20 protein-coding genes and 1 pseudogene are annotated in these 25,258 nt (G+C 46.0%); 15 read left to right on the forward strand and 6 right to left on the reverse strand.

Features of this window, described 5'->3' with window-relative positions:
• Together AA84_RS0101700 and AA84_RS16830 are read right to left on the reverse strand one after the other, a co-directional pair.
• Positions 1-226 (reverse strand): annotated as a pseudogene (locus tag AA84_RS0101700) (hypothetical protein); the annotation flags it as partial.
• Between the two features lie 273 nt (positions 227-499).
• Positions 500-1,642: a cysteine desulfurase family protein gene (locus tag AA84_RS16830; RefSeq protein ID WP_051577742.1), complete on the reverse strand. Its 1,143-nt coding sequence runs from the start codon at positions 1,640-1,642 to the stop codon at positions 500-502.
• Between the two features lie 228 nt (positions 1,643-1,870).
• Here AA84_RS16830 and nadB point away from each other — a divergent pair, with 228 nt between their 5' ends.
• Genes nadB through nadA form a run of 3 tightly spaced genes read left to right on the forward strand, consistent with a single transcriptional unit; the run spans position 1,871 to position 5,370 of the window.
• The gene (nadB, locus tag AA84_RS0101710; RefSeq protein WP_028975761.1) at positions 1,871-3,415 is read left to right on the forward strand and encodes an L-aspartate oxidase; all 1,545 of its coding nucleotides are present in this window, start codon (positions 1,871-1,873) and stop codon (positions 3,413-3,415) included.
• Entirely contained in the window at positions 3,402-4,244 is an 843-nt protein-coding gene (nadC, locus tag AA84_RS0101715) for a carboxylating nicotinate-nucleotide diphosphorylase (protein WP_028975762.1), read from the forward strand. Before nadB ends, nadC begins: the two co-directional genes overlap by 14 nt.
• A gap of 25 nt (positions 4,245-4,269) precedes the next feature.
• On the forward strand, positions 4,270-5,370 hold the full coding sequence (nadA, locus tag AA84_RS0101720) for a quinolinate synthase NadA (RefSeq protein ID WP_028975763.1): 1,101 nt from the start codon (positions 4,270-4,272) through the stop codon (positions 5,368-5,370).
• 526 nt (positions 5,371-5,896) lie between these two features.
• Here nadA and AA84_RS18900 read toward each other — a convergent pair.
• Positions 5,897-6,286, reverse strand: coding sequence for a helix-turn-helix domain-containing protein (locus tag AA84_RS18900; protein WP_051577744.1), 390 nt, complete (start codon positions 6,284-6,286; stop codon positions 5,897-5,899).
• Between the two features lie 273 nt (positions 6,287-6,559).
• Between AA84_RS18900 and AA84_RS0101735 the strand changes: the two genes are divergently transcribed.
• The 9 genes from AA84_RS0101735 (at position 6,560) to AA84_RS0101775 (ending at position 16,535) form a co-directional block, all read left to right on the forward strand.
• Entirely contained in the window at positions 6,560-7,819 is a 1,260-nt protein-coding gene (locus AA84_RS0101735; protein ID WP_081791697.1) for an urea ABC transporter substrate-binding protein, read from the forward strand.
• Positions 7,820-7,893: 74 nt separating this feature from the next.
• A complete protein-coding gene (locus AA84_RS0101740; protein ID WP_028975766.1) occupies positions 7,894-8,763 on the forward strand; it encodes an ABC transporter permease subunit in 870 nt (289 codons plus the stop codon).
• The gene (locus AA84_RS0101745; protein ID WP_028975767.1) at positions 8,763-9,791 is read left to right on the forward strand and encodes an ABC transporter permease subunit; all 1,029 of its coding nucleotides are present in this window, start codon (positions 8,763-8,765) and stop codon (positions 9,789-9,791) included. The genes AA84_RS0101740 and AA84_RS0101745 overlap by 1 nt, the downstream gene beginning before the upstream one ends.
• Positions 9,788-10,510: an ABC transporter ATP-binding protein gene (locus AA84_RS0101750; protein ID WP_028975768.1), complete on the forward strand. Its 723-nt coding sequence runs from the start codon at positions 9,788-9,790 to the stop codon at positions 10,508-10,510. The genes AA84_RS0101745 and AA84_RS0101750 overlap by 4 nt, the downstream gene beginning before the upstream one ends.
• 17 nt (positions 10,511-10,527) lie before the next feature.
• Positions 10,528-11,229: an ABC transporter ATP-binding protein gene (locus AA84_RS0101755; RefSeq protein ID WP_028975769.1), complete on the forward strand. Its 702-nt coding sequence runs from the start codon at positions 10,528-10,530 to the stop codon at positions 11,227-11,229.
• A gap of 17 nt (positions 11,230-11,246) precedes the next feature.
• Positions 11,247-12,983, forward strand: a complete 1,737-nt coding sequence (locus AA84_RS0101760; RefSeq protein WP_028975770.1) for a nitrilase-related carbon-nitrogen hydrolase — start codon at positions 11,247-11,249, stop codon at positions 12,981-12,983.
• Positions 12,984-13,085: 102 nt separating this feature from the next.
• Entirely contained in the window at positions 13,086-13,991 is a 906-nt protein-coding gene (locus AA84_RS0101765) for an acetamidase/formamidase family protein (RefSeq protein ID WP_197737493.1), read from the forward strand.
• A 95-nt stretch (positions 13,992-14,086) separates the two neighbouring features.
• Positions 14,087-14,953: a carbon-nitrogen hydrolase family protein gene (locus AA84_RS0101770; RefSeq protein ID WP_028975772.1), complete on the forward strand. Its 867-nt coding sequence runs from the start codon at positions 14,087-14,089 to the stop codon at positions 14,951-14,953.
• Positions 14,954-15,761: 808 nt separating this feature from the next.
• Positions 15,762-16,535, forward strand: coding sequence for an acetoin reductase (locus AA84_RS0101775; protein WP_028975773.1), 774 nt, complete (start codon positions 15,762-15,764; stop codon positions 16,533-16,535).
• Positions 16,536-17,754: 1,219 nt separating this feature from the next.
• Here the strand turns inward: AA84_RS0101775 and AA84_RS0101785 are convergent.
• Positions 17,755-18,660: a carbon-nitrogen hydrolase family protein gene (locus tag AA84_RS0101785; RefSeq protein ID WP_028975775.1), complete on the reverse strand. Its 906-nt coding sequence runs from the start codon at positions 18,658-18,660 to the stop codon at positions 17,755-17,757.
• Positions 18,661-18,925: 265 nt separating this feature from the next.
• Between AA84_RS0101785 and AA84_RS0101790 the strand changes: the two genes are divergently transcribed.
• Positions 18,926-20,113 carry a trans-sulfuration enzyme family protein gene (locus tag AA84_RS0101790; protein ID WP_051577751.1) on the forward strand — a complete coding sequence of 396 codons (1,188 nt, stop codon included), beginning with the start codon at positions 18,926-18,928 and terminating at the stop codon, positions 20,111-20,113.
• A 68-nt stretch (positions 20,114-20,181) separates the two neighbouring features.
• On the opposite strand, the gene AA84_RS0101795 is transcribed toward AA84_RS0101790, so the two are convergent.
• Together AA84_RS0101795 and eutB are read right to left on the reverse strand one after the other, a co-directional pair.
• A complete protein-coding gene (locus AA84_RS0101795; RefSeq protein ID WP_028975777.1) occupies positions 20,182-21,762 on the reverse strand; it encodes a PucR family transcriptional regulator in 1,581 nt (526 codons plus the stop codon).
• Between the two features lie 43 nt (positions 21,763-21,805).
• Positions 21,806-22,816, reverse strand: coding sequence for a hydroxyectoine utilization dehydratase EutB (gene eutB / locus AA84_RS0101800; protein WP_051577753.1), 1,011 nt, complete (start codon positions 22,814-22,816; stop codon positions 21,806-21,808).
• A gap of 252 nt (positions 22,817-23,068) precedes the next feature.
• Between eutB and AA84_RS0101805 the strand changes: the two genes are divergently transcribed.
• Both AA84_RS0101805 and AA84_RS0101810 read left to right on the forward strand, forming a co-directional pair.
• Complete coding sequence (locus AA84_RS0101805) at positions 23,069-24,238, forward strand: M24 family metallopeptidase (protein ID WP_028975779.1); 1,170 nt, start codon at positions 23,069-23,071, stop codon at positions 24,236-24,238.
• Between the two features lie 13 nt (positions 24,239-24,251).
• Positions 24,252-25,220 carry a cyclodeaminase gene (locus AA84_RS0101810; RefSeq protein WP_028975780.1) on the forward strand — a complete coding sequence of 323 codons (969 nt, stop codon included), beginning with the start codon at positions 24,252-24,254 and terminating at the stop codon, positions 25,218-25,220.
• Positions 25,221-25,258 lie beyond the last annotated feature (38 nt).

The following is a 25,258-nucleotide window of genomic DNA, read 5'->3' on the forward strand; positions in this document are numbered from 1 at the left end:
CGACTTGGACAAGTTTTTGGTCCATTGCATCAAACTTGTGATCCATTGCGTCGAACCTTTGGTCGACTTGGACAAGTTTTTGGTCCATCACATCAAACTTGTGATCCATTGCGTCGAACCTTTGGTCGACTTGGACAAGTTTTTGGTCCATCACATCAAACTTGTGATTGACTTCTTTAAATCCTTGCCGCATTTCTGTGAGGATTAATTCGAGTTCCTGATTCATAGGTTCACTCCTTTCATGGGATTCGTGTCCTTACCCCTATAATTATACAGGGAAGCGAGGGAGTTGTATATATTCTTTGACGAAGCTTGTTGGCCCATCACGCGCGGTGACTGTGAGCAGTTTCACCTTAGGAGACATCCGCTTTCTTTGCTGATTTTAAGGGAACGTATACAAACACGGGACGGTTTTTATGGTGATCAACCAGCGACTGAATCATTGATCGAAACTGCACCGGCCTTACTAATCGCTGTATAGCCCCAATTTAGCATGAGGTCATGCCTGCATGGCCGTCTGCACCTCTGAAACAGCTGCAGCAAATCGATCAATCGCTTGATCCAGTTCTTCTTCTGTGGTTGTTTCTCCGAAAGAAAGGCGCACGAGCTCCCGTGCTTCTTCAGCGGAACGACCGATTGACCGCAGCGTTGGGGAAGGCTGATGCGCCGTGCTGCTGCAAGCGCCCCCTGTGGCAATAGACAAGCCGCGCTGATTGGCAGCGAGCATGATCTGCTGTCCTTCAATGCCGGGGATGCGGAGTGCAAGAATATGCGGAAGCTGATGATGCGCAGATGCTTCGACAAGAAAAGAAATGCCTTTCTTTTGAATGCCGGAAATAAACCGCTGCCGGAGATCATTGACATGACAAAGCATCGCTTCAGCATACCGGTAGGCGTCCTCGGATGCCGTAACGAAGGCGGAAATACCGGGGAGATTGACGGTACCTGGGCTAAGCCCATGTTTAGGTGCTCCGGGCAGCTGCGGTTGAAAAGCTTCGCGCGGATGTACGTAGCAGAGTCCGACTCCTTTGGGGCCGTAGATTTTATGGGCGGAGGCTGACAAAGCGGTGATGTGCGCTGCTTCGGCATCAATCGGTAATTTTCCATAGGACTGTACGGCATCGCAGTGGAAGGCAATTTTTTTGTTGAACAGCAGCTTGCCGATTGCATTGAGATTATTAATGCTTCCGATTTCGTTATTGACATGGTCAACACTGACAAGAATTGTGTCTTCTCTGAGCGCGTCTTCAAGTGTTAACGGGTCTACTTCGCCGTCCGCGCGGCGCTTTAGTTCAGTGACTGAGAAACCTTCCTCACGCAGCTTTTCAAAAGCAAGCACTACGGATGAATGTTGCCCCTGTACATAAATTAAATGATTTCCTTTTTTCCTCCGCGCATGTGCAATGCCAGCAATCGCCAACAAATTGCTATCCGATCCTCCGGAAGTAAAAAAAATGGCGTTTGCTTCGACATGAAGATGACGGGCGATTTGCTTTTGACAAGAAGCGAGCAATCGGTCTGCTGCATCACCAAAGTCATGAGGGCTGTTGGTGTTGCCGAAACAGTGCTGAGCGACCTCTGTATAAGTTTCAAGGGCTCTTGAAGACATGGGCGTTGTCGCTGCGTAGTCAAGATAAATCATCGTTACTGTGCTCCTTTTATGGTTAAACTTTTATTTTTGGTCCTCAGCGGCTTTGCAACGGTTTTTTCTGTTGAAAAATGGTTAGCATCTTTGCACATGTCGCTGTAAAGCATTCCAGCAAAGCGTTTATCGTTAGTAAATTTTAACACGAGGTGTTTTTCTACTTGCTGTTAGTTTAATAATGTGACAATATAGTTGTCAAGACAAGTGTAAAGACAGGTGTAAAATTTGAAAACATATCAATCAGATGTTGTTATTATTGGAAGCGGTCTGGCTGCACTCTACACAGCGGCGAAGCTCATGAAAAAGAAGCGCGTCATTGTCTTGACCAAAAAAGGATGGCAAGCAAGCAATTCCTTTCTGGCTCAAGGCGGGATCGCAGCGGCCTATGCTCCGGATGATGACTGGCATCGGCAGCTAGAAGATGCGATGAGGGCCGGACGCTATCACAATGATGTCAACGAAACGGCTTATCTTGCACGAGAAAGCAAAGTTCAAGTGGATGAACTGATTCGATTGGGCATGGAGTTTGACCGCGATCGAAATGGGACTATTTTACTGGCAAGAGAGGGCGGGCATTCTGCTGCTCGCGTCCTGCACGCGCACGGCGATGCGACCGGTCGCGAACTAACGAGCTTTGTTAAGCGCTATGTCGAGCGGCAGATCACCATTCATGAACAGACGCAGGTCGTCGAATTGCTCGTTCGAAACGGTCGCTGTGTCGGCGCACTTGCCAAGGATCCGTCGGGAGAAAAGGTGCTGTATCGCGCACAGAACGTCGTACTTGCGACCGGCGGATGCGGACAGCTTTACGCACCGACTTCTGCAGACCCGGCAGTAACAGGTGATGGGCTTGCACTTGCTTACCGGGCCGGTGCTGCGCTCAAAGATATGGAGTTTGTTCAGTTCCATCCGACCTTGCTGATTGAGAACAACCACGTTTACGGGCTGGTCTCAGAGGCCGTTCGCGGTGAGGGTGCGAAGCTGATCGATCAGGATGGCAATCGGCTTCTTGCTGGAAAGCATCCGCTTGAAGATCTGGCGCCTCGCGATGTGGTGTCCAGGGTTCTGTTTAAAGCGAAGCAGACCGGTCAGGCTCAAAAAATTTATCTTGATATAGCAATGATTGACCATTTTTCTGACCATTTTCCGACCATCACCGGACTTTGCCGCGAAGCAGGTGTCGATATCGCGAAAGGAAGGATTCCGGTAGCTCCCGGCGCTCATTTTCTTATGGGTGGAATTGAGACGGATCATGAGGGGCGCACAACGCTGCCCGGACTGTATGCTGTTGGCGAGTGCGCATGCACCGGAGTACACGGGGCCAACCGAATTGCCAGTCATTCACTGCTTGAAGCGATTACTTATGCGGGGACGGCGGCTTCCAGCATGATGGACGAGAAAGCGATTCCCGTGGAGCAGGTTGCTGCTGAATCGGGCAGCAGACCGGTCCCAGCGCTCCCGGCTAAAGCGGAAATCCAGAAGATGATGTTCGCGCATGTTGGGATTTGGCGTACCAAGCAGTCGCTCACCACGGCGATCGATTGGTGCCGTTCTTGGAACATTGACTTCAACCGGGCAGAACGGCTGGACGGCACGAAGGATGAAATGGAGCGCTTGAACATGCTGACCGTTGCCTGGCTGATTGCCACCTCAGCATTGGAACGCACCGAAAGCCGCGGCGGACACACACGGATTGATTATCCGGAGGAAATCAAAGCTTGGCGAAAAAAGAATATCCTGCGCGAGGTGACTTCTGTTGAACAAAATTAAATTACGTCAAGCGCTCGAAGCTTTTTACAATGAGGACATCGGTCATCAAGATCTAACCAGTGAAACGATTTTTGCTCCTGAAGATCTGGCGGTCGGTACATTTACTGCGAAAGCGGCGGGGATTGTCTGCGGGTTTCCGGTATTGATCGAGGGGTACAGGCTGCTCGATCCGGAAATTACCCTTCACTTTCACGTCTCCGAAGGCGATTACGTTCAGGCAGGTGTTGATCTGTTGACGGTCAGCGGTCCGGTGCGCACGCTGCTCAGTGCGGAACGTGTGCTGCTTAATTTGTTGCAGCATATGAGCGGGATTGCAACCATGACGGCTGCGGCAGCGCACCTCATGAAGGGCAGCGGAACGCGAATCTGTGATACGCGGAAGACAACCCCCGGCCTGCGCTTGTTTGAAAAATATGCTGTGAAGATCGGCGGCGGCTATAACCACCGGTTTGGTCTCTATGATGCGGTTATGATCAAGGACAATCATATTGTCCATGCTGGCTCGATTGGCAGCGCAGTACAGAAGGTTCGTGCTGAGCTTGGCCATACCGTGAAAATTGAGGTGGAGACGACATCGCTTGAGACCGTCAGAGCGGCTGTTCAGGCAAAAGCAGACATTATCATGTTTGATAATTGTTCGCCGAGTGAGATTCGCACGTTTGTTCAGGAAGTACCGGACAATATCGTGACGGAAGTATCCGGCGGCATTGATTTAACGACCTTGAATGATTATGTCGGATGCGGTGCGGACTATCTATCACTTGGATGCCTGACTCATTCGGTTAAAGCGCTCGACATCAGCTTTAATCTACACATGGATGACCAATAAAGAAAAGGAAAGGAATGAGTGAACAGTGGGTCTGGCAGAAACCTTTATAAAACAGACGCAAATTCCGGAAGCCTATCGAAATGCAGCCAAAGATGTATTGACCGAAGAAGGATGGCGACTCAAAGAGCAGCTCGGTTCACGGATCTATATTCCCGGTCATCACTATCAGCGTGATGAAGTGATTCAATTTGCGGATGATCGCGGGGATTCACTTCGGCTGGCACAGCTTGCAGCTGCAAAAAAAGAAGCGGATTATATTATTTTTTGCGGGGTTCACTTTATGGCGGAAACCGCCGACATACTCACGGATCAAAGGCAGAAGGTCATTTTGCCTGATCGCCGGGCAGGCTGCGCGATGGCCGATATGGCGACGATTCATCAGCTTGAGCGCGCATGGGGTCATTTGCAGATGCAGTTCGGCGATACGATCCTTCCAATGACCTATATCAACTCGACTGCGGAAGTCAAAGCGTTTTGCGGCAGGCATGGCGGGGCAACGCTGACTTCGTCCAATGCGGGCAAAATGATGCAATGGGCACTGAAGCAGAAACAAAGAATTCTCTTTTTGCCCGATCAGCATCTGGGACGCAACACCGGCGTTCAGCTTGGGATTCCGCTGAATGATATGGTGGTCTGGGATCCGGTGCGTGAAAGCTTTGAAGGCGATGCAGGCGAGCATACACAGGTTATTCTTTGGAAAGGTTTCTGCACGGTTCATGAGCGGTTTACCACAGAGAACATTGCCGACTGCCGGCGAGAGGATCCGGATGTGCAGATTCTTGTTCATCCCGAATGTGACTATGAGGTCGTACGTCAGGCGGATTTTTCCGGATCAACCAAATCTATTATTGATGTGATTGATCATGCAACGGCAGGGTCGCACTGGGCGATTGGCACAGAGATGAATCTGGTGAATCGTCTGAAGCACAGTCACCCGCATTTGCACATTCGTTCGCTGAATCCGATGATGTGTGCGTGTCTGACGATGAATCGCATCGACCTGCCGCACTTTGTCTGGTCGCTGGCACAGATTGCAGCAGGCACAGCGGACAATATTATCTCTGTTCCTGATGCGGTTGCATGCGATGCCGTCTTAGCGCTTGAACGGATGCTTGCACAATCTTGAGCTTGCATTACATCTCATAGGATACGGTTTTGCCCGTCGTGCGACGGAACACTCTTGCACGCCACTGACAACGAAAAAAGTTTTTGACCTGGAAAAAACGAAAATTATTGCGTGTTCGTTGATGAAGCGGTGAGCGAGAATGGTTATCCGATTGCCAATTTTTCAATTTTCTAGAATCCGCAGAAAGCAGAAAATGATCATGGGAGATGGGGGACCGCGTCAAAAGCGCCTGAAGCAGTGCGCGTCCTATCCGCCAAAACGGGTACACTCGCATTTCCAGCAAAACGCCGGATTATACGGTGCAGTGGCACTCGGATTGATCACAGTGGGTGCGAAGGATCAGCAATCAATCATATAATGATGAAGACTAGGGGGCAATCTTGGGAAAGATCTGCCCATGCAAGCAATTAAAAGCGGAGAGAACGTTTTATTCTCTCCGCTTTTTTTTTGACGTCAACAAAATCGAGCATGCGTGTTGATCCCCCCGCATCAGGAAGTATGGTATGTGCTCGTTTCTTAGCACGATTTATCCACGAAATGTTTTTAGTTCTCGATGGATAAAACGCCAGTACCGGTCCAAGGCGGCAATATTCTTTTCTGGATTAGCGGTTAGTTCTGAAAAGAGTTCGGGATACTTTTTAAGTTCTTCTATGAGTGCTTGATCCTTTTCAGGTGGGTTGTCTGTGTAATTGTAGGCAGACGAAGCAATCTTTTTGTCGGTTTGTCCAATTAAATAGTCCGTACTCGTATCGAATAGTACCGACAATGCGAGCAGTGCTTCAATCGAAGGTTCGTTCCTTCCCTGCTCGTAGTAGCCGTAAGCGCTTGTACTGATGCGGAGCTTCTTTGCCACATCTTCCTGCTTTAATTGTGCTGCTTCTCTTAATTCCTTTAGACGCTCAGAAAAAGTAGCCAACGGGCAACACTCCTTATTAATGCGTGAATTATACAATAACGAATTGAGGAGTGTTAAAAATACAACAAAATATCTGAAAATATGTTTACATACAACAAATAGTTGTTTATAATGTTCCTTGTGAGCAAAGCTTACATAATACAGACTTGGGCATTTTACTAGATGAGAGAGGGTGAAGGGTATTAAGAGAGTGATATAGAGAATTTCTTGTGGGGACTTAATTCTGAATGTTCCGATTAATTATTAGTTAATTCTGGGGAGGATCAACGATTAATGAACAATCGAAAAAAAAGAAAAAGTTTGTCTTTGCTTTTAGTTTTTGTTTTAGTACTCGCGGGCATCTTATCAGGTTGTGGGAAGAGTTCAGGGAGCAATGATGATAGCAAGACAATTAAACTTGGTGTGCTGGAAGATCGTTCGGGAGATTTTTCTTTAGTAGGCATCCAAAAATACCATGCTGCTCAACTTGCTGTTGAGGAAATTAACAAACAAGGCGGTCTGCTCGGCAAGAAAGTACAAATGGTTGCCCCGGATACTCAGTCGGATAATAAACGCTATCAGGAAATGGCGAAGCGACTTATTTTGCAAGACAAAGTCGCAGCAATCATGGGCGCATTTTCGAGCGCCTCTCGTGAAGCGATTCGCCCGATCATGGATCAGAATAAAATGCTTTATTTCTACAACAACCAATATGAGGGCGGCGTTGCCGACAATATGACGTTTAACACCGGCGCGATTCCGGAACATCAAATGGTACCGTTGATTCAATATATGATCAAGAAATTCGGACCGAGGGTGTACACAATTGCAGCGGACTACAACTTCGGTCAAATTTCCGCCCAGTGGGTGAAGAAGACGGTTGAGGCAAATGGTGGGAAGTTGGTCAATGAAGAATTCATTCCGCTTGGTGTGTCTCAGTTCAGCAGTACGATCAGTCGAATTAAGAAAGCGAAACCAGATGTTCTCGTAACCCTTCTTGTCGGTCAGGACCAATCGTCGTTCTATGAACAATGGTCAAAATCCGGAGATAAGAGCATTCCAATGGCATCAACGGTAAACATGGCTCAAGCTTATGAACACAAACGTTTTGCGGCTCCAGCGCTTGCTAACATGTATGTTACCGCAACCTTCATGGAAGAATTAGATCAAAAGTATCCAAGTGCTAAGAAATTCGTGGACAAATTCTATAAAAAATTCCCCAATGATAAGTATGTGGGGATGGAAGCGGAGTCAGAGTATACAGGAATCATGCTTTGGGCAAAAGCAGTGAAGAAAGCGAAATCGACAGATACCGATAAAGTGATTAAAGCATTGGAGTCGGGGATCAGCTATGATGGTCCAGCAGGTCCAGTAACGATTGATCCAAAGACCCATCACGCGATTCGCAATGTGTACCTCGTTCACACGGATGCAAAACAAAAGGTTCATATCGATACGGAATGGAAAGATGTGAAACCGGATTGGCTATCTAAAGAAAAGAATGTTGATCTAACAAAGAAGCAAGAAGCAAAGCAGTATACACCACTTAAGTGAGTGGATGTTGTCTTGACTGATCTTTTAAAAAGCTGCTCAAGTTTTCTTGGGCAGCATGTTTCTAGGAGGATTTTATGGAAGATCTTCTCTATCAATTTATGAATAATTTTGCATTCCTAATCTTATCGGCAATTGGACTTGCGGTGATCTTTGGAATGATGAAGATCATTAATCTTGCGCATGGAGAGTTTATTATGCTCGGCGCCTACATTGCGACATTAGCCACGAAGGCTGGTATACCGCTGTTGCTGTCGATTCTATTAAGTGTGGTCGGAGTCGGTATCTTTGGACTGATTGTCGATCGACTGATTATTAGCAGATTATACGGGCGGACGTTGGACTCAGTTGTGGTTACTTGGGGCGTGAGTCTCGTAATGCAGCAGGGGATTTTGATACTGTTTGGTCCGTCTTTAGAAACTTTATCGACACCTTTGGGATCCATTTCCATTGGCGGAAGCGACTATTCATTGTATCGTATTTTGTTATTTGTTACAGCGATTGTACTGCTGATTCTGCTTTATCTTCTTTTTACAAAAACAACATTTGGCCTGCATTCGCGTGCAGCGATGCAGAATGCAGAGATTGCTCGGAGTATGGGTGTGAACACGAATCGGATCTATTCCTTCACGTTTAGTATCGGTGCGGCGCTCGCGGGATTGACCGGCGCACTTTATGCACCAACGATGGCGGTGTCGCCAACTTTTGGCGGCGGATTCCTGATGCCAAGCTTTGTTACCGTCATTGTCGGTGGGGCAAATCCATTAATTGGTCCGTCACTTTCCGGCGGAGTACTCGGTGTTGTGAGTACCGGACTTGATGCAACATGGGGAACCTTCTTTGGACGACTTGGCTTGCTTGTGGTTGCCATCCTTGTGATTCGTATCATGCCGCTCGGTTTTTCAGGATTGGTTGAGAAATTGTCCGTAAGAAAGAGCAGGGGGTGATGCTCGTGAAACTCAACACGGAAAATATAGTAGCGGTTTTGATTTTCTTGTTCTTTTTTGTTTATCCAGTGCTTGTCGATGCATATAGCGTTATGAATCTTGCTTATTTTCTTTCGATGGTTTTTCTTTCCTTGAGTTTGTCGTTGATCTGGGGTTATTGTGGTATTTTCAGTTTCGGTCAGGCAGTGTTTTTTGGGATCAGTGGCTATTTCTATGCGGTATTTACTTTAAATAGCGGGATAACTACGTTAACGCCGCTAGGGCTCATTTTAGGCGTTTTAATTGGCGGGGTCATTGCCTGGATTCTTGGTTATTTTATGTTTTACGGTGGCGTCAATGATGTATTTGTCGGCTTGATTACGCTTTGTTTGACGCTTGTTCTTGAGACGTTTATGGGACAGACTGCAGGTGACCAGTGGATGATCGGCCAAGTGAATTTAGGTGGATTTAACGGGATTAATAGTATTCCCTCACTTCAAATCGGATCGTTCATTCTAACCGGAAACAGTTTTTACTATTTTGTACTCTTGATTCTTCTTGCCGTATTTATTTTCTTGAAATGGTTCGAGTTCTCAAAGCTTGGTATTGCGGTAGTGGCCATTCGGGAAAATCGTGAACGAACGAAACTCTTGGGTTACAATGTCCCGTTTATCCAATCACTTGTTTTTGCAATGGGTGGCGCACTTGCTTCACTTAGCGGGATTTTCTACGTATTATGGGGCAACTACATTACACCGTCAGCATTTGGATTGGCATCGGCAACAATTCCGGTTGTACTTGTTGCAGCAGGTGGACGGAAGAACGTAACAGCAGCGCTTCTATTTACGGTTTTATACTACTGGTTCTCGCAAACATTGTCGGCGAGTGGTAGCGAGTATGCGCTTATTATTCTTGGACTTGTGCTCATTGTTGCAATCCTCTTTGTTCCGAACGGCTTGATAGCCTCCTTGTTTCATGCTGGCGATCAGCTTTTCTTTAGAGAGCATTCGAAATCGCTTCTACGAAAGAAAGGAGCGAAAACGTTGTGAGTAAAGAAGCTGTTCTTTTAGAACTAAGGCATGTTGGCAAATATTTTGGCGGACTGCGTGCTGTTGACGATATCAATATCAAGGTTGAATCGGGTGATCTGCACTGCTTGCTTGGTCCGAACGGTGCAGGAAAAAGTACCATTTTTAAAATGATTATGGGCATATACAAGCCAACGAACGGAAGTGTTTTCTTCAACCAGCGTAATGTGACCCATCTCAAAAGCTGGGACAGAGTTAAGTTAGGCATTAGCATTAAAATGCAGACACCTGGGGTATTTGGTGAATTGACTGTATATGAAAATATGAAAATCGCGGTTCAGCATTTTACACGGCATGCAGAAGTTAAAAGCGAGGTATCGAGACTTCTTGAGCTCCTGATGATCCGAGATTTGAAAGATGAGTTGGTTGATAACTTGTCTCATGGGCAGCAGCAGTGGCTTGAGATCGGCATGGCACTTGCATGCAAGCCCAAGTTACTTCTTCTTGACGAGCCTGCTGCCGGAATGGGACCGGAAGAAACCGATCGGACTGCAGAGCTGATTCGGCAGTTAAACCAGCAAGGGATTACGATTTTGTTCATTGACCATGACATGGCATTCGTCAAGAAATTAGCACGAAATACAACCGTTCTTCATCTCGGAAGAAAGTTTGCGGAGGGGACAGTTGAAGAAATTGAAACTAATCAACAGGTGGTTGACATTTATCTTGGTAAGTCATGAAAGGAGGGTGAAGGCGCATGCTACTCACAGCTGATCGTGTGTTTTCGGGTTATGGCAAAGTAGACATTGTCCGCAGCGTATCGATCACAGTCAATGAAGGAGAGATTGTTTCGATTATTGGAAGAAATGGCGTCGGGAAGAGCACATTCGTGAAAACGGTAATGGGCCTTTTGCCGGCTCATTCTGGAAGCATCCGATTTCAAGAACAGGATGTGACGCGAAGTAAAGCCAATGATCGTGCACGACAGGGTATGGGCTACGTTCCTCAGGGCCATGGGGTTTTCCCTACCTTAACTGTTGAAGAAAATCTTATGATGGGAACACAAATTAATAAGAAGAAACCAAGTATGAATTTGCTGACGATTTATGACTATTTTCCAAAATTGAAGGAACGCAAAAGGCAGAAAGCAGGCACATTAAGCGGTGGAGAACAAGCGGCGCTCGCTATTGGCCGTGCCTTGGCTGGTTATCCAGAATTACTGATCCTTGACGAACCTTCTGAAGGAATTCAGCCGAGTATCATTCATCAAATCTCCGAAATGATCCGTAAGATCAATCGTGAGCTTGGGATTACTATCCTTTTTGTTGAACAGCATATGGGCATGATTCAAGAGCTGTCCGAACGTTGTTACGCCATGGATAAAGGCGTGATCGTTGGTGAAGTGGGCGGTGAGGATCTGCATAACTATGATCGGTTGAAATCATATTTAACCGTTTAAAAGCAGAGGTGAAGGTAATGTCTGTGGACGTTGCGGCGATTCAGTTTGAACCAACGCTATTTGAAAAAGACCGAAATATAAAAAAACTGATACTTCTTGTTGAGGAAGCGGCTGAAAATGGAGCAAAAATAATTACAACACCGGAGATGGGGATCACTGGATATTGCTGGTATGATCGCAAAGAGGTTGCCTCCTATGTCGAGGTCGTTCCTGGACCGACGACTCAAGCGTTTTATGAACTAGCAAAACGCTACGATTGTTATATTGTTATTGGTCTGCCAGAGGTCGATACAGCGACTAATTTGTATTACAACACGGCTGTTTTGATTGGCCCGGAAGGTGTGGTAGGCAAATATCGAAAAACACATCTCTATATCTCAGAGCCAAAGTGGGCGGCTTCAGGGGATCTAGGCCATCAAGTATTTCAAACGAAATACGGGAAAATTGGCTTATTAATCTGTATGGATCTCCATTTCATTGAAACCGCTCGTCTAGTGGCGTTAAAGGGTGCTGACGTGATCTGTCATATCAGTAATTGGCTGGCAGAACGTACCCCAGCGCCGTATTGGATTACTCGCGCGTTTGAAAATCACTGCTATTTAATGGAAAGCAACCGCTGGGGTGATGAACGTACGGTTCAATTCAGTGGCGGAAGCTGTGTTATTAATCCCGACGGACATATTCAAAGCGTAGTCGATGCGGGTGATGGGATTGCGTATGGAATGGTCGATGTTCAGTTATCGGAAACAAAGCTGATCAATGAGGAAACAATTTTTGCTGATCGTCGTCCGGAACTGTATCACGCATTGCTGACTGATCCGTATTTATGGAATCCTTTGGACTATTTCGGATTATATGGTCATGATCCTCTGCCTCCTGGAAGGCGCTCAACAGTTGCGGTTGCTCAATTTAACGTGACTGGAAGTAAACAGCAGACCATTGAGGAATTTACTAGATCATCTAAAACTAAAGGTGCTGAATTGCTCGTTTTTCCGGAATTTGCGATGAGCGGATTCTATAGCGATTCAGATTTGGGAGAGGAAGTTCCAGGTCCGCAAACTGATTTTTTGCTGTACTTGTCTCGTAAATATCAAATCTATCTGGTTGCAGGATTGATCGAAAGAGAGGGAGTAAAACTCTTTAATACTGCTGTATTAACCGGTCCAGAAGGGCTTGTTGCCAAGTATCGAAAAATTCATTTGAATCATCGAGATAGAACGTGGGCATCAGCTGGCGACGAGTGGGTTTATGCGGACCTGCCAATCGGCCGTGTTGGACTGCTCATTGGCTATGATGCAGTCATACCTGAATCCGCACGTGTCCTCGCACTAATGGGTTGTGATCTGATTGTGTGTCCCTCGGCGCTTGCCGGAACTGTGACCATAGGACATCCGGGAACAAAGGTAAGGCAGAACTACCCGATCCCTACCGGTGCCGATCCGTGTCATTGGCATCTTCTTCGCGCGCGTGCCGGAGAGAACAACACGTACTTCGCATTTGCAAATCATTTTGATCCGGCACAGGGTTTTTCGGGAAAGAGCGGGGTTTTTGGACCGGATACGTTCCATTTCCCGCGACAGGAGGTAATTATGGTTGATGAAGCAGGCATCGTCCAATCCGAGATTGATACTGGTAATTTGGACAATGTTTATCCAACGAATGTCGTTCGGCGTAAAGATCTGGTCATGATGCGGTTGCCACATTATTATAAGGAGCTGATTCACACGCAAAAGTTATCCCTTTTCACTGATTAATGCTTTTTTATGCTGTTTTAGTAACTTTACGGGACGAACCAAAGATGAGCCATTGATGGGGTTTATAGGATTATTCATGATTACTCTGAGGAGGCTATGAAATTGAAAGAAATCAGACAACCCGGCGCTTACAGCTATGTGTTCAGTAAATATGCAGATCCGGTGGTTACCGTACAACCTGGGGAAACTGTTGCGATTTACACGAAAGATGCATTTGAGGATCGCGTTTCAAAACCAACGGATCGCCCTTCGCAAATTCTTGAAGGCGATCCTAACCCACAAACCGGACCGATATATATTGAGGGTGCTGAACCTGGCGATACATTAGCGGTACATCTTCTCAATATCGAGGCAACACGCGATTATGCGGTCAGTGCGCACAAACCCGGTTTAGGTGGTTTGACACCGACAAGTGCAACGCCAATGCTGGCGGAGCCGATGCCGGAGAAGGTCTATGTTTACAAGATCGCAGATGGGATGGTTACCTACAATGAAAAAATGAGCTATCCGTGGCGTCCATTTATTGGAACGATTGCAACTGCCCCAAGAATTGAAGCGTTATCAGCATTGACGCCATTCACACATGGTGGCAACATGGATACCCCTGAGACTAAACCAGGAAATATTGTATACTTACCGGTCAATGTTCCCGGAGCTTATTTCTACACCGGTGATGTTCATGCAGGACAGGGCGACGGTGAATTATGTGGATTTGCTTTGGAAATTGCAGCGAAAGTTACTTGCCGGTTTGAATTGATTAAAGGCAAATCGATTAATTGGCCCCGCATTGAGAGCGCAAACGAATTGATGGTGATCGGCAGTGCGCGTCCAATGGAAGATGCAGCTCGTATTGCTTATATGGAACTGATTGAATGGATGGCTGAGGACTTTGGGTGGGACAAGTATGATGCTCATCAAGCGCTGTCTCAGATCGGTAGAATGAGTGTTGGCAACATGGTAGATACGTACTATTCACTTGTGGCTAAAATCGATAAAAAGTATTTGTGATGCGGTGAGGTTCTTCTCGGTTTAAAGGACAAGCGGCGGAAGACTTTGTTATAGCCATTTTGATGAACAACATGTTGAAAGGGTGGGGGATTTGGATGATCAAAGTTGCAATTGGACAGATCACGCCAAAAACGTGTGATAAACAAGCTAATACTGAAAAAATGGATAAGTGGATACAAGAGGCAGCAAGCGAAGGAGCCAAGTTGGTCGTTTTTCCGGAACTTGTTTTAACTGGATATAATTGTGGCGATCATTTTTTCGATGAAGCAGAATTGATTCCAGGTCCAGCAACCCAACACTTTAGTAAATTGGCTGCTGAATTAGGTATCTATATCATTTGGGGCATGCCTGAGAAGAGTATCGATGGTGTGCTTTACAACGCTGCTGCGCTCGTTGGACCCGAAGGGTTTGTTGGAAAATGGCGTAAGAACACCTTGCCTGGGCACGCCTCAGATACAATCGGTCCGGGTGCATTTCCAGACAGAAAATTTTTCAAGCCGGGTGAACACGCGCCGATCTATCAAACAGCCATTGGCAAAATCGGACTGCTCATCTGTTACGACATCTGGTTCCCAGAACTTGCACGGCTATTGACTCTAAAAGGAGCAGATTTTATTGTCGGCATTTCCGGTTCTCCGGCCCCTGAAAAGGATATTTTTGAACCAATTGTCAAAGCCAGAGCTGCCGAGAACGCAATCAACTTCATTTATACGAATCTGGTCGGAACAGAAGGAAATACAACCTATTGGGGTGGTGGTTTTGTCGTCAGTGCTGGTGATCCCGAACGCAAAGTTCCCGGAACGCCGATTCTTTGCAAAGCACCTTACACGGGCGAAAGCCTCACCTTTGCAGAAATCGATCCTGAAGCCGCACGAAAAATCCGTCCTGCTTTTCCGGTTATACGCGATCTCACTACGCATATGTATGAAGAACTGGCGGAAGTGCATCGGGTGTTGACTTGATTCGTGGGGAAAATGTTATTGATACTGGACTTAGAAACGTTAAGATAAGAAATTTTAAAGGGTGAAGGGAAACTCTATCTTTAATGTTGACCCCAAAAAGTTGAACAAAATTTTAAGCTATTGCTCGGTAGGTGAAATCCGATATTCAATCGGCCTTTGTCCACCGAGTTTTTCTTTGATCCTAGATTGATTATAAAGTTGATTCGGCCATGCAATGATGATTCGTTACAGTTTCTGTTTTCATGACATGGAAGAAACTCTCCACCTGGGGGCTATAAAGGTATATTCATTCCAGATTATAATAAACTATATGATTTGTTGATAGAGATCAAAAAATAAAGAGGAAGTACACAATTATTTTGAACTACCATAGACTTAGGCAGGTAAATGATTACAATATTAGAAAAGCTGAATCCTCATGAACGACAGTTTAATTGTCGAGGTTAATGCGAAAATCCAGAACCGTTCGATTTAGGTGACACACTCAGGAAGCGCTTGGAGCTTGACTGCAGTTTATTCAGGATCAGCACAGTCATTTTTTTATGTCAAAATGAAGTGACTTATTCTGTGAAAATCCTGGTATCTGTCCAGAAATAATTATTAAGACATGTGAATGACATTAATCACAAAAAATAAGCATATCTTTTTACAAAAATGTAAGCGCATTCTAAAATGGATTTGTTGGGTTTGCGGAAAAAGAATAATAATTGGTATTGTTCTTTCTTCTGCACAATATCATTTATCAGGGGTAGCGTACCGCTCGTTTGCGATATAGTGCTCCCGGTTCCATACAGGAGGTTTTGCGAATATGTCAAAAGGTACAGCAGTAGTCACAGGATCAGGACAAGGCATTGGGAAAGGTATTGCAGAACGTTTGGCAAAGGACGGTTTTGCCGTTGTTCTGGGTGATTTAAATGAAGAGGTATTAAAAGGGACGGTCAAAGAATTTGAGCAGGCAGGCTACCAAGTCGCTTATTTTGTCGGCGATGTCACCAAGCCCGAGGATCAAAAAGCGCTTGTTCATCAAGCGGTAAACACATTCGGCAGTACGGACGTCTTTGTTAATAATGCCGGTGTTGCGCATGTGGGGCCGGTGCTGGAGTTGAAGGAACAAAATCTGGATTTGCTGTTCAAGGTTAATGTATTTGGTACAGTGTATGGGATTCAGGCAGCTGCTGAACAAATGAAGCAGCAGGACAATGGCGGGAAAATTATCAATGCCTGCAGTATTGCCGGCCATCAGAGTTTCCCGATGATGGGACTTTACTCAGCAACCAAGTTTGCCGTACGCGGCTTTACGCAGGCAGCGGCGAAAGAACTGGCTCAGTTCAACATTAAGGTGAACGCTTATTGTCCAGGGATCGTCGGCACCGGGATGTGGGAGCGCATTGATGACGTCATGACGAACTACCAAGGCATCAAGAAGGGTGAGGCATTTAAGAAAGCGATTGAGAGCATCGCATTGGGGCGGCCTGAGAAACCTGAGGATATCGCCAATTTCGTTTCATTCCTAGCTTCAAGTGATTCCGATTATATTACCGGCCAATCAATTCTGATTGACGGTGGGATTGTGTTTAACTAATAAGTTAAATGTAAGCGCTGTAGCGGATTGCTTCAACGTTGCAAGTCATTCCAAACCCGATTAAAAGACAAAGCGTGATGCTTTCAACCAAGCGCTTGGTAGATAATCATCAATGAGTCATGCACATGCACATCGACCTGTACCATAATGATGCAGGTGTTTTTTTATTTCCCTTCACAATCCCTCGGCTTCAAACCGCAGATGATTTGAAGCAGGACCTGATTCTTCGACGTAACGATGAACTGAAGCTGCACACGCTCATAACAGTCTCGGCTATCCGCTCCCGCATAGGTATTTTCCTCTGCCCTCGATGTGATCGGAGCAGCTTCAGCAAGGCAAGTGAATTGGGAATGAATCAAAGGACCTATGCACCCGGTACGCTCAAACAAGGTTTCGATCGTGAAGTCATGAGGGGAAAAGCACCTCGGACTAAAGAAGGGGACTAAAGAAGTAATGAACGATTTGAGTGATTTTCACTTGGACTACTAGCAGTGGAGCCGGAGAAATTAAATCGATTGAAAGCAAATAGAGCAGCCGTCGATGTGCTCGGATCGGCTGCTCTATTCATCTAAATGGCAAATCACGTGATTTATTGAATTCCACAGAAAAGAGTGCCGTTTCGTTGTGACTGACGTGGTGTCTTCGAGGTTATCAGATCTAGATTAAAGCCCCTCGATCTGAGAAGGTGCGCGTTGCGGCTTTGAGGATTTATGAGGTCGGCAACGGTGAATTACCGATTATTATGAAAGGAATAAATAGTGGACAAACAAGATGGTTCGTGGAAAAGTGCATCCTCATCAGAATGCACGGGGGAACTTAACCTCCCTTCGCCCTAATGATACTAAATATTAAAATTAATGGAAATATTTATTTGTAAATTATTTCAATCTAATCCACTCTTGTTCACAATTTGGAAACATAATTAAAAGGACATGGGATAAAAGTGCCTAATTAATCCGCGCGTGGTTTTATATCAAGCACGCATGAAGGATAGTGTCGTTCACTAAAACAAAAAATAATCCACCCAGTTTTCGACTCTGTTGTGGATTATTTCTTGTCATTCATGCAGCGTTATGATCGTTTAGCGATTTTATTTTGCTTTTTTCTTACCTTCACTATACACGCTTTTGGAGTAATTAACGCATTTACTCAACTTTCGCACGATCCATTGCTGTAGTTGATGAATGATTAACTTTTGCCACTAGTTCCCTATTCTCAGTTATTTCCCAAACTTTGCATCTTGCAGGGATTCTTCGTACATGGCGATGTATTTATCAGGTCGCCAATCGGTTCCTTGAACGGATGGATTGTGTTTGAAAAGGAACCGGGTTGCGAGTGAGAGATCAATGGTTGCAGTGAAAATTTCCGATTCACAGGCAATTTCATCGGTGAACTTGTGTCCGGCGAAATAGTAGGGTTCCCAAGTCTTTCGGCTTGGTCCGATAATGCTGCTGCCGCCCCAGAATTCATTGTAAAGATCAGTTCCGCCTAAATTGGCTGAGGCAATGTAGATGCCTTCACGAATAACGGCTGCCTCCAAGGTCGATGTACCGAGCGCCTTGCCATGGCATTTCGCGAGCGCTGTGCTGTTAATGTACAATCGGCAGCCTTTGGAAGTATAGTAGCGCATCAGTTCGGGAAAACAATAGGAGTCATAGCAAATGGCGCAGCCAACCGGTCCCCAAGGCGTATCAAGAATAAACGGTTTGTCGCCGCGTTTTGCCCAGTTCGGCTCTGGAGCAGGAAGGTGCATTTTTCGGTAAGCGCCGACCAAACCTTCAGGAGAGAAAATAGCTAAGGAATTATAGAGATTGGCAGGGTTTGCTGCATCTTTTTCCGGCATACCGAAAACAACATAAACCCCATATTGTTGGGTCAACTTTTCGATTTCATCGGTTGCCTCGCCGGGAATCGTTTCAGAAAGTTTAAATTGCATTTTTTCCTCAAGCGGTTTATCTGCTTCATCATCATAGCCGGTCAAGGCCATCTCTGGGAAGACGATAAAGTCGCTGCCGCGTTTTGCGGCGCTCTCGATATACCCTTTAATCCGATTCAAGTTCTTCTCCTTATCTCCCCAGATCGCATTAAATGTGACCACCGATAAATTCATAACGTCCCGATACATGCACAACCGCTCCTTTTTTAACTAAAATCTCAAACAATTAGATTATAGCATAAATAATCAGAAAATTATGTTGATACATACAATTATTTCGCTCGATGTTCTATACAAAGTGAAGAGTCGACGCAGATGATTTTCATACATATTGCAGGTAACAACGCATGAAAAAATTCGGTATGATGGAACCGTTAAATCGTTAGAATTTTTTGTTTGTTAAATAATAGAAGAGGCGGGATTACGTTCGCTTCGAATTAAGGAGTGCCGGTATATGGAATTGAATACAGATGTTCTTCATGCGGAGCAGCGTCGGGATGTTGCTTTTGGGTCGCATGTCAGTCCGTTGTACCAAACGTCAACGTTTGTGCTGCATGACTTTGATGAGGCAGTGCACTTGAATCAGAATATTGATCAGGGGTTTGTGTATAGTCGTTTCGGTAATCCAACGGTGGATGAGTTCGAACGGAAAATTGCTTATCTCGAGCATGCGGAGGCTGCACTAGGTTTGGCTTCGGGGCTTGGTGCGATTTCGACGGCAGTTATGTCGGTGATTAAGGGTGGCGATCATATCATTTTTGGTGATGTGATCTATGGTTGCACCTTTGCTTTGTTTACAAAAGTACTTCCTGATTTTCATGTTGACTATACGATTGTTGATACAACCGACCCAGAAGCAATTGCAGCTGCGATTCGACCGAACACAAAGCTGGTTTATGTTGAGACACCGGCCAATCCAACGCTGAAGATCAGTGACATCCAAGCAATTGCCGATCTTGTCCATCAGCATGAGGGCATTCGATTAATTGTTGACAGCACATTTGCTTCTCCGTATCTCCAGAATCCGCTTGATTTGGGTGCTGATTTGGTTGTACACAGTGCCACGAAATATCTGTGTGGGCATGGAACGGTCACAGCCGGCGTTATTGCGGGAAGCAAGGCATTGATTGATCAAGCGCGGATGCCTTATTTGCAATGCTTTGGTGCGGTGCTCGATCCGTTTGCTGCATGGCAGATCATGCAAGGCATGAAGACGCTGGGGGTGCGCATGGAGCGCCATTGCGAGAATGCAATGAAGGTTGCAAACTTCCTGGAGGGACATCCGATGATTGATCATGTCTACTATCCGGGACTCCCGTCTCATCCGAGCCATGAAACGGCGAAAAAACAAATGCGCGGATTCGGCGGCATGATGAGTGCCGATATCAAAGGCGGGATTGATGCGGTGCGTAAAGTGATGAATGCGACAAAGGTATTCAGCTTAGCGACGAGCCTTGGAAACGTCGACTCTTTGATTCAGCATTCACCTTCCATGAGTCACTTCGACATGACGCCGGAGGAACGCCACCGCGTCAGTATCTATGACGGGCAGGTTCGGCTGTCGGTTGGTATTGAGGATGCCGACGACTTAATTCATGATTTAGACCAGGCACTGAGTAAAATTGATGTTTGTGTAAACTAAAGAAAACTAAAAAAATCGTTAAGGGGAAGCATGGGCTCCCTTTAGCGATTTTTTGTTATGGGCAGCAATCAAACCGTCATCGTCCATAATTTCACGCACAATTGCAGCAGAAACAGATCGTCCGATTTAGAGAGTGATTTTCCGGTTAATCCTTCAATCTTCTGCAGTCGATAGATGAGCGATTGGCGCTGCAGCGACAGTGCGCGAGCGGTTTGACTGACGTTGCCATTGTGATGAATATAGTAGGTCAGCGTGTGCATTAAATCTAATCCGCGCTCTGAATTATAAGCGACGAGTGGACCGATGATTTTCTGAACGATGTCCTTTGCTGCACGATTCTTCGACAGATGTGAAAGAATTTGAAATTCACACGTATCGGTAAAAGTACTGCGCGTGCCGATCCCGTGCCGGCTTCGTCCGGTTTCAAGTGCGATGCATGCGTTTTTATAGCTTGTTGATAGTTCATGAATATTAGCCGGGCGATCACTGATTCCCCAAGAAAAGATTGGGAAATGATAACCATTTCTTTTTTCTTCAAACCGTTCAAGAAAGCCTTCGGTTATTTCTTGGCTGTCGCCTGATGCGCGTAAAAAAATGACGAGATACTTTGAGTGAAAAGCACAGAGACTAGATTCACAGATCTCCTTGGCCGTTTTTGTGGCAAGCTCGGCCAAATCATTCGTGTCTTGTGCCGTTTGTTTGTGGCCACTCTGTTCGGGTTTGCCAACGATGCAACAGTAGTTTTCGGTAGGACTGAACTTTTGCCGTTCAGCACGAGCGACAAAAGAGGGTCCATTCTTCCAGTCTTTACTGATCATTGTCGCGATCAATCGTTCTTTTTCCGTATTGCTTTGATGGATCGCCAATTGCTGTTTTTTAAACCATAATTGCAGAGCAATGATGGCTTGTTCTAGAATGGACGGCGGAATGATCGGCAGTTGAGATGAATCCGAGTCGATCACCAATGCCGCCTTGCTTTGGTTAAGAATTTCAAAGGGATAAATTTGTGCGCGCGATCCCCAAGCCGTGTTCATGACGGATGGTTTGTCCAAGATTAATTGATTGATATGAAGGCTTGGGTGGTGAGGATGCCGTTCAGGAGCAGTAGAGAAAATTGTTTCGTTTCTTCGCTGCAAGATATAGATATGTGCTTGTGAGAAGTGCTCCATGACAAGAAGCGCTTCATGGATTGATTTTCCCTCTAGATAGGCGTTGATCATTTCTCGCTGCAGCTTTTTATACTGGTGCATCATAAACTCTTCCCAATGGTTAATGCCGCTTAAAACATTTTTGATGACATCGGAGAACCGAATCTCCCAAGGCAGCTGAATGAGTGGAAAGCCTTTGTTTTGCGCAAAAGCAATCACTTGATGGGGGACTGTTTTGATATGTCGTCCGGTTGCAACGGCGAGTGCTGATGCATGCGATGCATAAATTTCTTGGACGAAGCTTTCGAATGTTTCCGGGGCGCGGTCAAAACCAATCCCTGTGGTTAGGACCAACTCATTTTTTTTGACAAATTTTTCGACGGGCTGCTCAATCACTGACACGGATTCGACGGGACATTGTTTTAGCAAACGCATGCCTGACAAGACTTTAGCTTTTCCCATTAAGGGCTGGGCAAGGACTTGATCAACTGAATAGTACATAAATTTGTCTCCTTTCATTCAGTGAATCGATTCAGCGGGCGGTTCAGACCTGATCGAGATAGGGGCGGATGGCAGATGCATGGGCATTCAAATCGACATTGCAGCCGCTAATGATGAGCACAACATGGTCGCCTGGGTTGAACGTCAGATAATGATCCAAGACAGCGCCGGTTGAGATCGCTGCGGCACCTTCAACGATGATGTGCTGATGGGCAAACAAATGGGCCATGCCCTTAGCGATGGTCGCTTCGGGAATGAGCAGCGCCTCGTCCAAGTTTTTTTGAATGATCGGGAACGTATAATGATTTTCTTGACCGATTCCGCCGAGAAGACTATCTGCGAGTGTTGGCGATTCATTGACCGTCACCGGATGGTTTGCGTGGAGGCTTTCATACATTGCAGCGCCCTTTTCCATGGATAAACCGATCGTTCGAATATTGGGGCTCGTCTGCTTCATGACAAGACTGATTCCTGACAGCAGGCCACCGCCGGAAAGGCCGGCAATCACGCAGCTCACATCTGGGAGGTCTTCGAGAATTTCCAGGCCGATCGTTCCTTGACCGGCAATGATCTCAGGATGATCAAACGGCGGGATGATAGTCATTCCTTTGTCGCGCTCCAACTGGTAACATGCTGCTTCTGCGTCATCTTGAGACGCACCGGTAAGCTTCAGTTCCGCACCGAGCGATTGGATGAAGTCCGATTTGGATTTGGGCACATGGTTGGAGACACATATCGTCGCTTTCATACCCAGCTGCTGCGCAGCCATCGCAACAGCAATGCCATGGTTTCCGGTAGAAAATGTTGTAACGCCTTGGGATTTTTGCTTTTCTGATAAATGACACAGCGCATTGATTGCGCCTCTTAATTTAAACGCGCCGCTTAAATGCAGATGTTCATATTTTAAATAGATCTTTGCGCCGGACTTCTGTGACAGCGAAGGAGCGTAAACAAGCGGTGTTTTGTGAACGTAGGGGGTAATCGTTTTTCGCGCTTTCCAAATGTCGTGGACTGTGATTTTCGGTTTAACAAGGGCTTGCATTTCATCGTTCATGATCGCGTCTCCTTAAAATAAAGTGTTTCACTGATATGTCAGTTAATCTGACATCAATAATTTGAATTATTTTAATGTTTCTATTTTATAGAAGTGTTCGCGCACTGTCCATCGTATAAAATGACAGAAAGCGGAGGTAAATGTTCTTACACTATTAATAATAGTCGGAAAATACCGAGTTCGATAAGATGATGATATTAAATCAAACGCCCAGCGTTAAAAAATCTAACACGAATGGAAGGGAGAACCATGTTGTCATTTGAGCTAAGCGAATTTAATGAACGATTAAAGAAAACGAAACAGAGCATGCAAGCGAAGGAAATCGATGTTCTCTTGGTCAGTAATCCGGCAAATATGAACTATTTGTCAGGGTATGATGGCTGGTCATTCTACGTACCGCAATTGCTGGTCCTGTTGATTGATGAAGATCAGCCGTTCTGGATCGGACGAGCGCAAGATGCGAATGGTGCTAAAGCAACCACGTGGCTCGATGAAAATCATGTGATTCCGTATCCGGAAGATCATATTCAGACTACCGAAAGACATCCAATGGACTTTGTATGCAGCATTTTGAAGGAGATCGGTCAATCCAAGCGTACGATCGGTTTGGAGATGGATGCCTACTATTTCTCAGCACAGAGCTATGTCAAATTAAAAGAAGGACTGCCTGATGCAGCCTTCAAGGATGCAACAAATCTTGTCAATTATGTACGCATCATTAAGTCGGATGCAGAAATTTCTTTTATGAAGAAGGCAGCAAAGATTGTAGAGAAAGCGATGCAAAAAGGGATTGAACAGGTTGCGGTCGGTGCGCGCCAATGTGATGTTGCTGCGGCCATTGTCCATCAGCAGATTGTCGGGACAGAGGAATATGGCGGCGACTATACGGCAATCGTTCCCTTGCTTCCGTCTGGGGAACATACGTCTACACCGCATCTGACCTGGACGGATGAACGCTATGAAACGAATACCCCTGTACTTATTGAAATTGCCGGTGCCTATAAGCATTATCATTCGCCAATGGCGCGCACCGTATATCTGGGTCAGCCTTCAAAAAAGATGATTGATCTGTCCAGCGCCTGCATTGAAGGCATCAATACAACGCTTGCAGCAATCAAGCCGGGGATGACCGGTGAAGAAGTGGAACAGGTTTGGCGCAAGGTCATCCATAAATATGGGTTCGAGAAAGAATCTCGCGCCGGATACTCGGTCGGCTTAAACTATCCGCCGGATTGGGGCGAACATACAGCAAGTTTTCGACCAGGGGATCAAACCCTACTCAAACCCAACATGACGTTTCATCTCATGCCCGGCATATGGATGGATGATGTTGGCTTCGAATGTACAGAAGCAATTCGCATTACTGAAAACGGCTGTGAGCCATTTGCCGATTTTCCACGGAAACTATTTATAAAACCATAAAGGAGCGGTCGTCGTGTTCTTATTTAATGAGGACGAGATTCGCGGTTGTGTTTGCCTGAATCACTCAGCGATTGAACAAGTGGAGGAAGGATTTACCCAGCTTAGTCAAGGACAGGTCGTGCTGCCGCCGATGATGCGTATCGATATACCGGAACATCATGGCGAGGTTGATGTCAAGACTGCCTATATGAAAGGTCTGGACACATTTGCAATAAAAGTGTCATCCGGTTTCTTTGATAATAAGACGCTTGGGCTCCCCAGTTTGAGCGGAATGATGATTCTGCTTCACTCAGTAACCGGCGTTCCTGAGGCAGTGTTGATGGATAACGGATACTTGACCGATATTCGAACGGCATGCGCCGGTGCGATAGCAGCAAAGTATTTAGCTAAGGCGCATGTTGAAATCGCCGGTGTTATTGGTACCGGCGTGCAGGCGCGGCTGCAAATGGAGGCGCTGCACATGATGCGCCCATTTAAACGGCTGCTCGTATATGGACGCAGAGCTGAAGCGGTCGATGCGTACATTGGCGAAATGAGTGCAAAACTCGGAATTGCTTGTGAAGCAGCTCCTGCAGAGGAAGTGGTCAGGCAATCCGATGTGGTGGTGACAACAACTCCGTCACGGGAGCCAATCGTTCAACGCGAATGGCTTCATGAAGGGCTGCATCTTACGGCAATGGGCGCGGACACCGAATTGAAGCAGGAACTTGACGCAGAAGTGTTCCGCAAGGCAGATCGTATCGTATGCGATGTGAAAGCGCAGTGCTTGAAATATGGAGAATTGCATCATGCTGCCGATCACGGAGTTTTGCAAAACGAAGATGCACGTATGGTTGAACTCGGCGCGCTAACGGCCAAGGCAGTGCAGGGGCGTGAAAACGATCAGCAGATTACCCTTTGCGATTTAACTGGAACCGGTGTGCAGGATACGGCGATTGCGCGTTATGCTTTTGAGCGTCTAGTGAAAATGAAGACCGTTTAAGTGAAGACAGATTGGATGGCACGAACGGATAAAGAAAG

The sequence above is a fragment of the Sporolactobacillus terrae DSM 11697 genome, assembly GCF_000648615.1.
In the GTDB taxonomy this organism is placed as follows: Bacteria; Bacillota; Bacilli; order Bacillales; family Sporolactobacillaceae; genus Sporolactobacillus; species Sporolactobacillus terrae.

Coding starts and splice junctions, on each gene's coding strand:
- AA84_RS16830 (WP_051577742.1), bottom strand. CDS start 1,642: ATGATTTATCTTGACTACGCAGCGACAACGCCCATGTCTTCAAGAGCC.
- AA84_RS0101735 (WP_081791697.1), top strand. CDS start 6,560: ATGAACAATCGAAAAAAAAGAAAAAGTTTGTCTTTGCTTTTAGTTTTT.
- AA84_RS0101775 (WP_028975773.1), top strand. CDS start 15,762: ATGTCAAAAGGTACAGCAGTAGTCACAGGATCAGGACAAGGCATTGGG.
- AA84_RS0101785 (WP_028975775.1), bottom strand. CDS start 18,660: ATGTATCGGGACGTTATGAATTTATCGGTGGTCACATTTAATGCGATC.
- AA84_RS0101740 (WP_028975766.1), top strand. CDS start 7,894: ATGGAAGATCTTCTCTATCAATTTATGAATAATTTTGCATTCCTAATC.
- eutB (WP_051577753.1), bottom strand. CDS start 22,816: ATGAACGATGAAATGCAAGCCCTTGTTAAACCGAAAATCACAGTCCAC.
- AA84_RS0101755 (WP_028975769.1), top strand. CDS start 10,528: ATGCTACTCACAGCTGATCGTGTGTTTTCGGGTTATGGCAAAGTAGAC.
- AA84_RS0101760 (WP_028975770.1), top strand. CDS start 11,247: ATGTCTGTGGACGTTGCGGCGATTCAGTTTGAACCAACGCTATTTGAA.
- AA84_RS0101770 (WP_028975772.1), top strand. CDS start 14,087: ATGATCAAAGTTGCAATTGGACAGATCACGCCAAAAACGTGTGATAAA.
- AA84_RS0101745 (WP_028975767.1), top strand. CDS start 8,763: ATGCTCGTGAAACTCAACACGGAAAATATAGTAGCGGTTTTGATTTTC.
- AA84_RS0101795 (WP_028975777.1), bottom strand. CDS start 21,762: ATGTACTATTCAGTTGATCAAGTCCTTGCCCAGCCCTTAATGGGAAAA.
- AA84_RS0101790 (WP_051577751.1), top strand. CDS start 18,926: ATGGAATTGAATACAGATGTTCTTCATGCGGAGCAGCGTCGGGATGTT.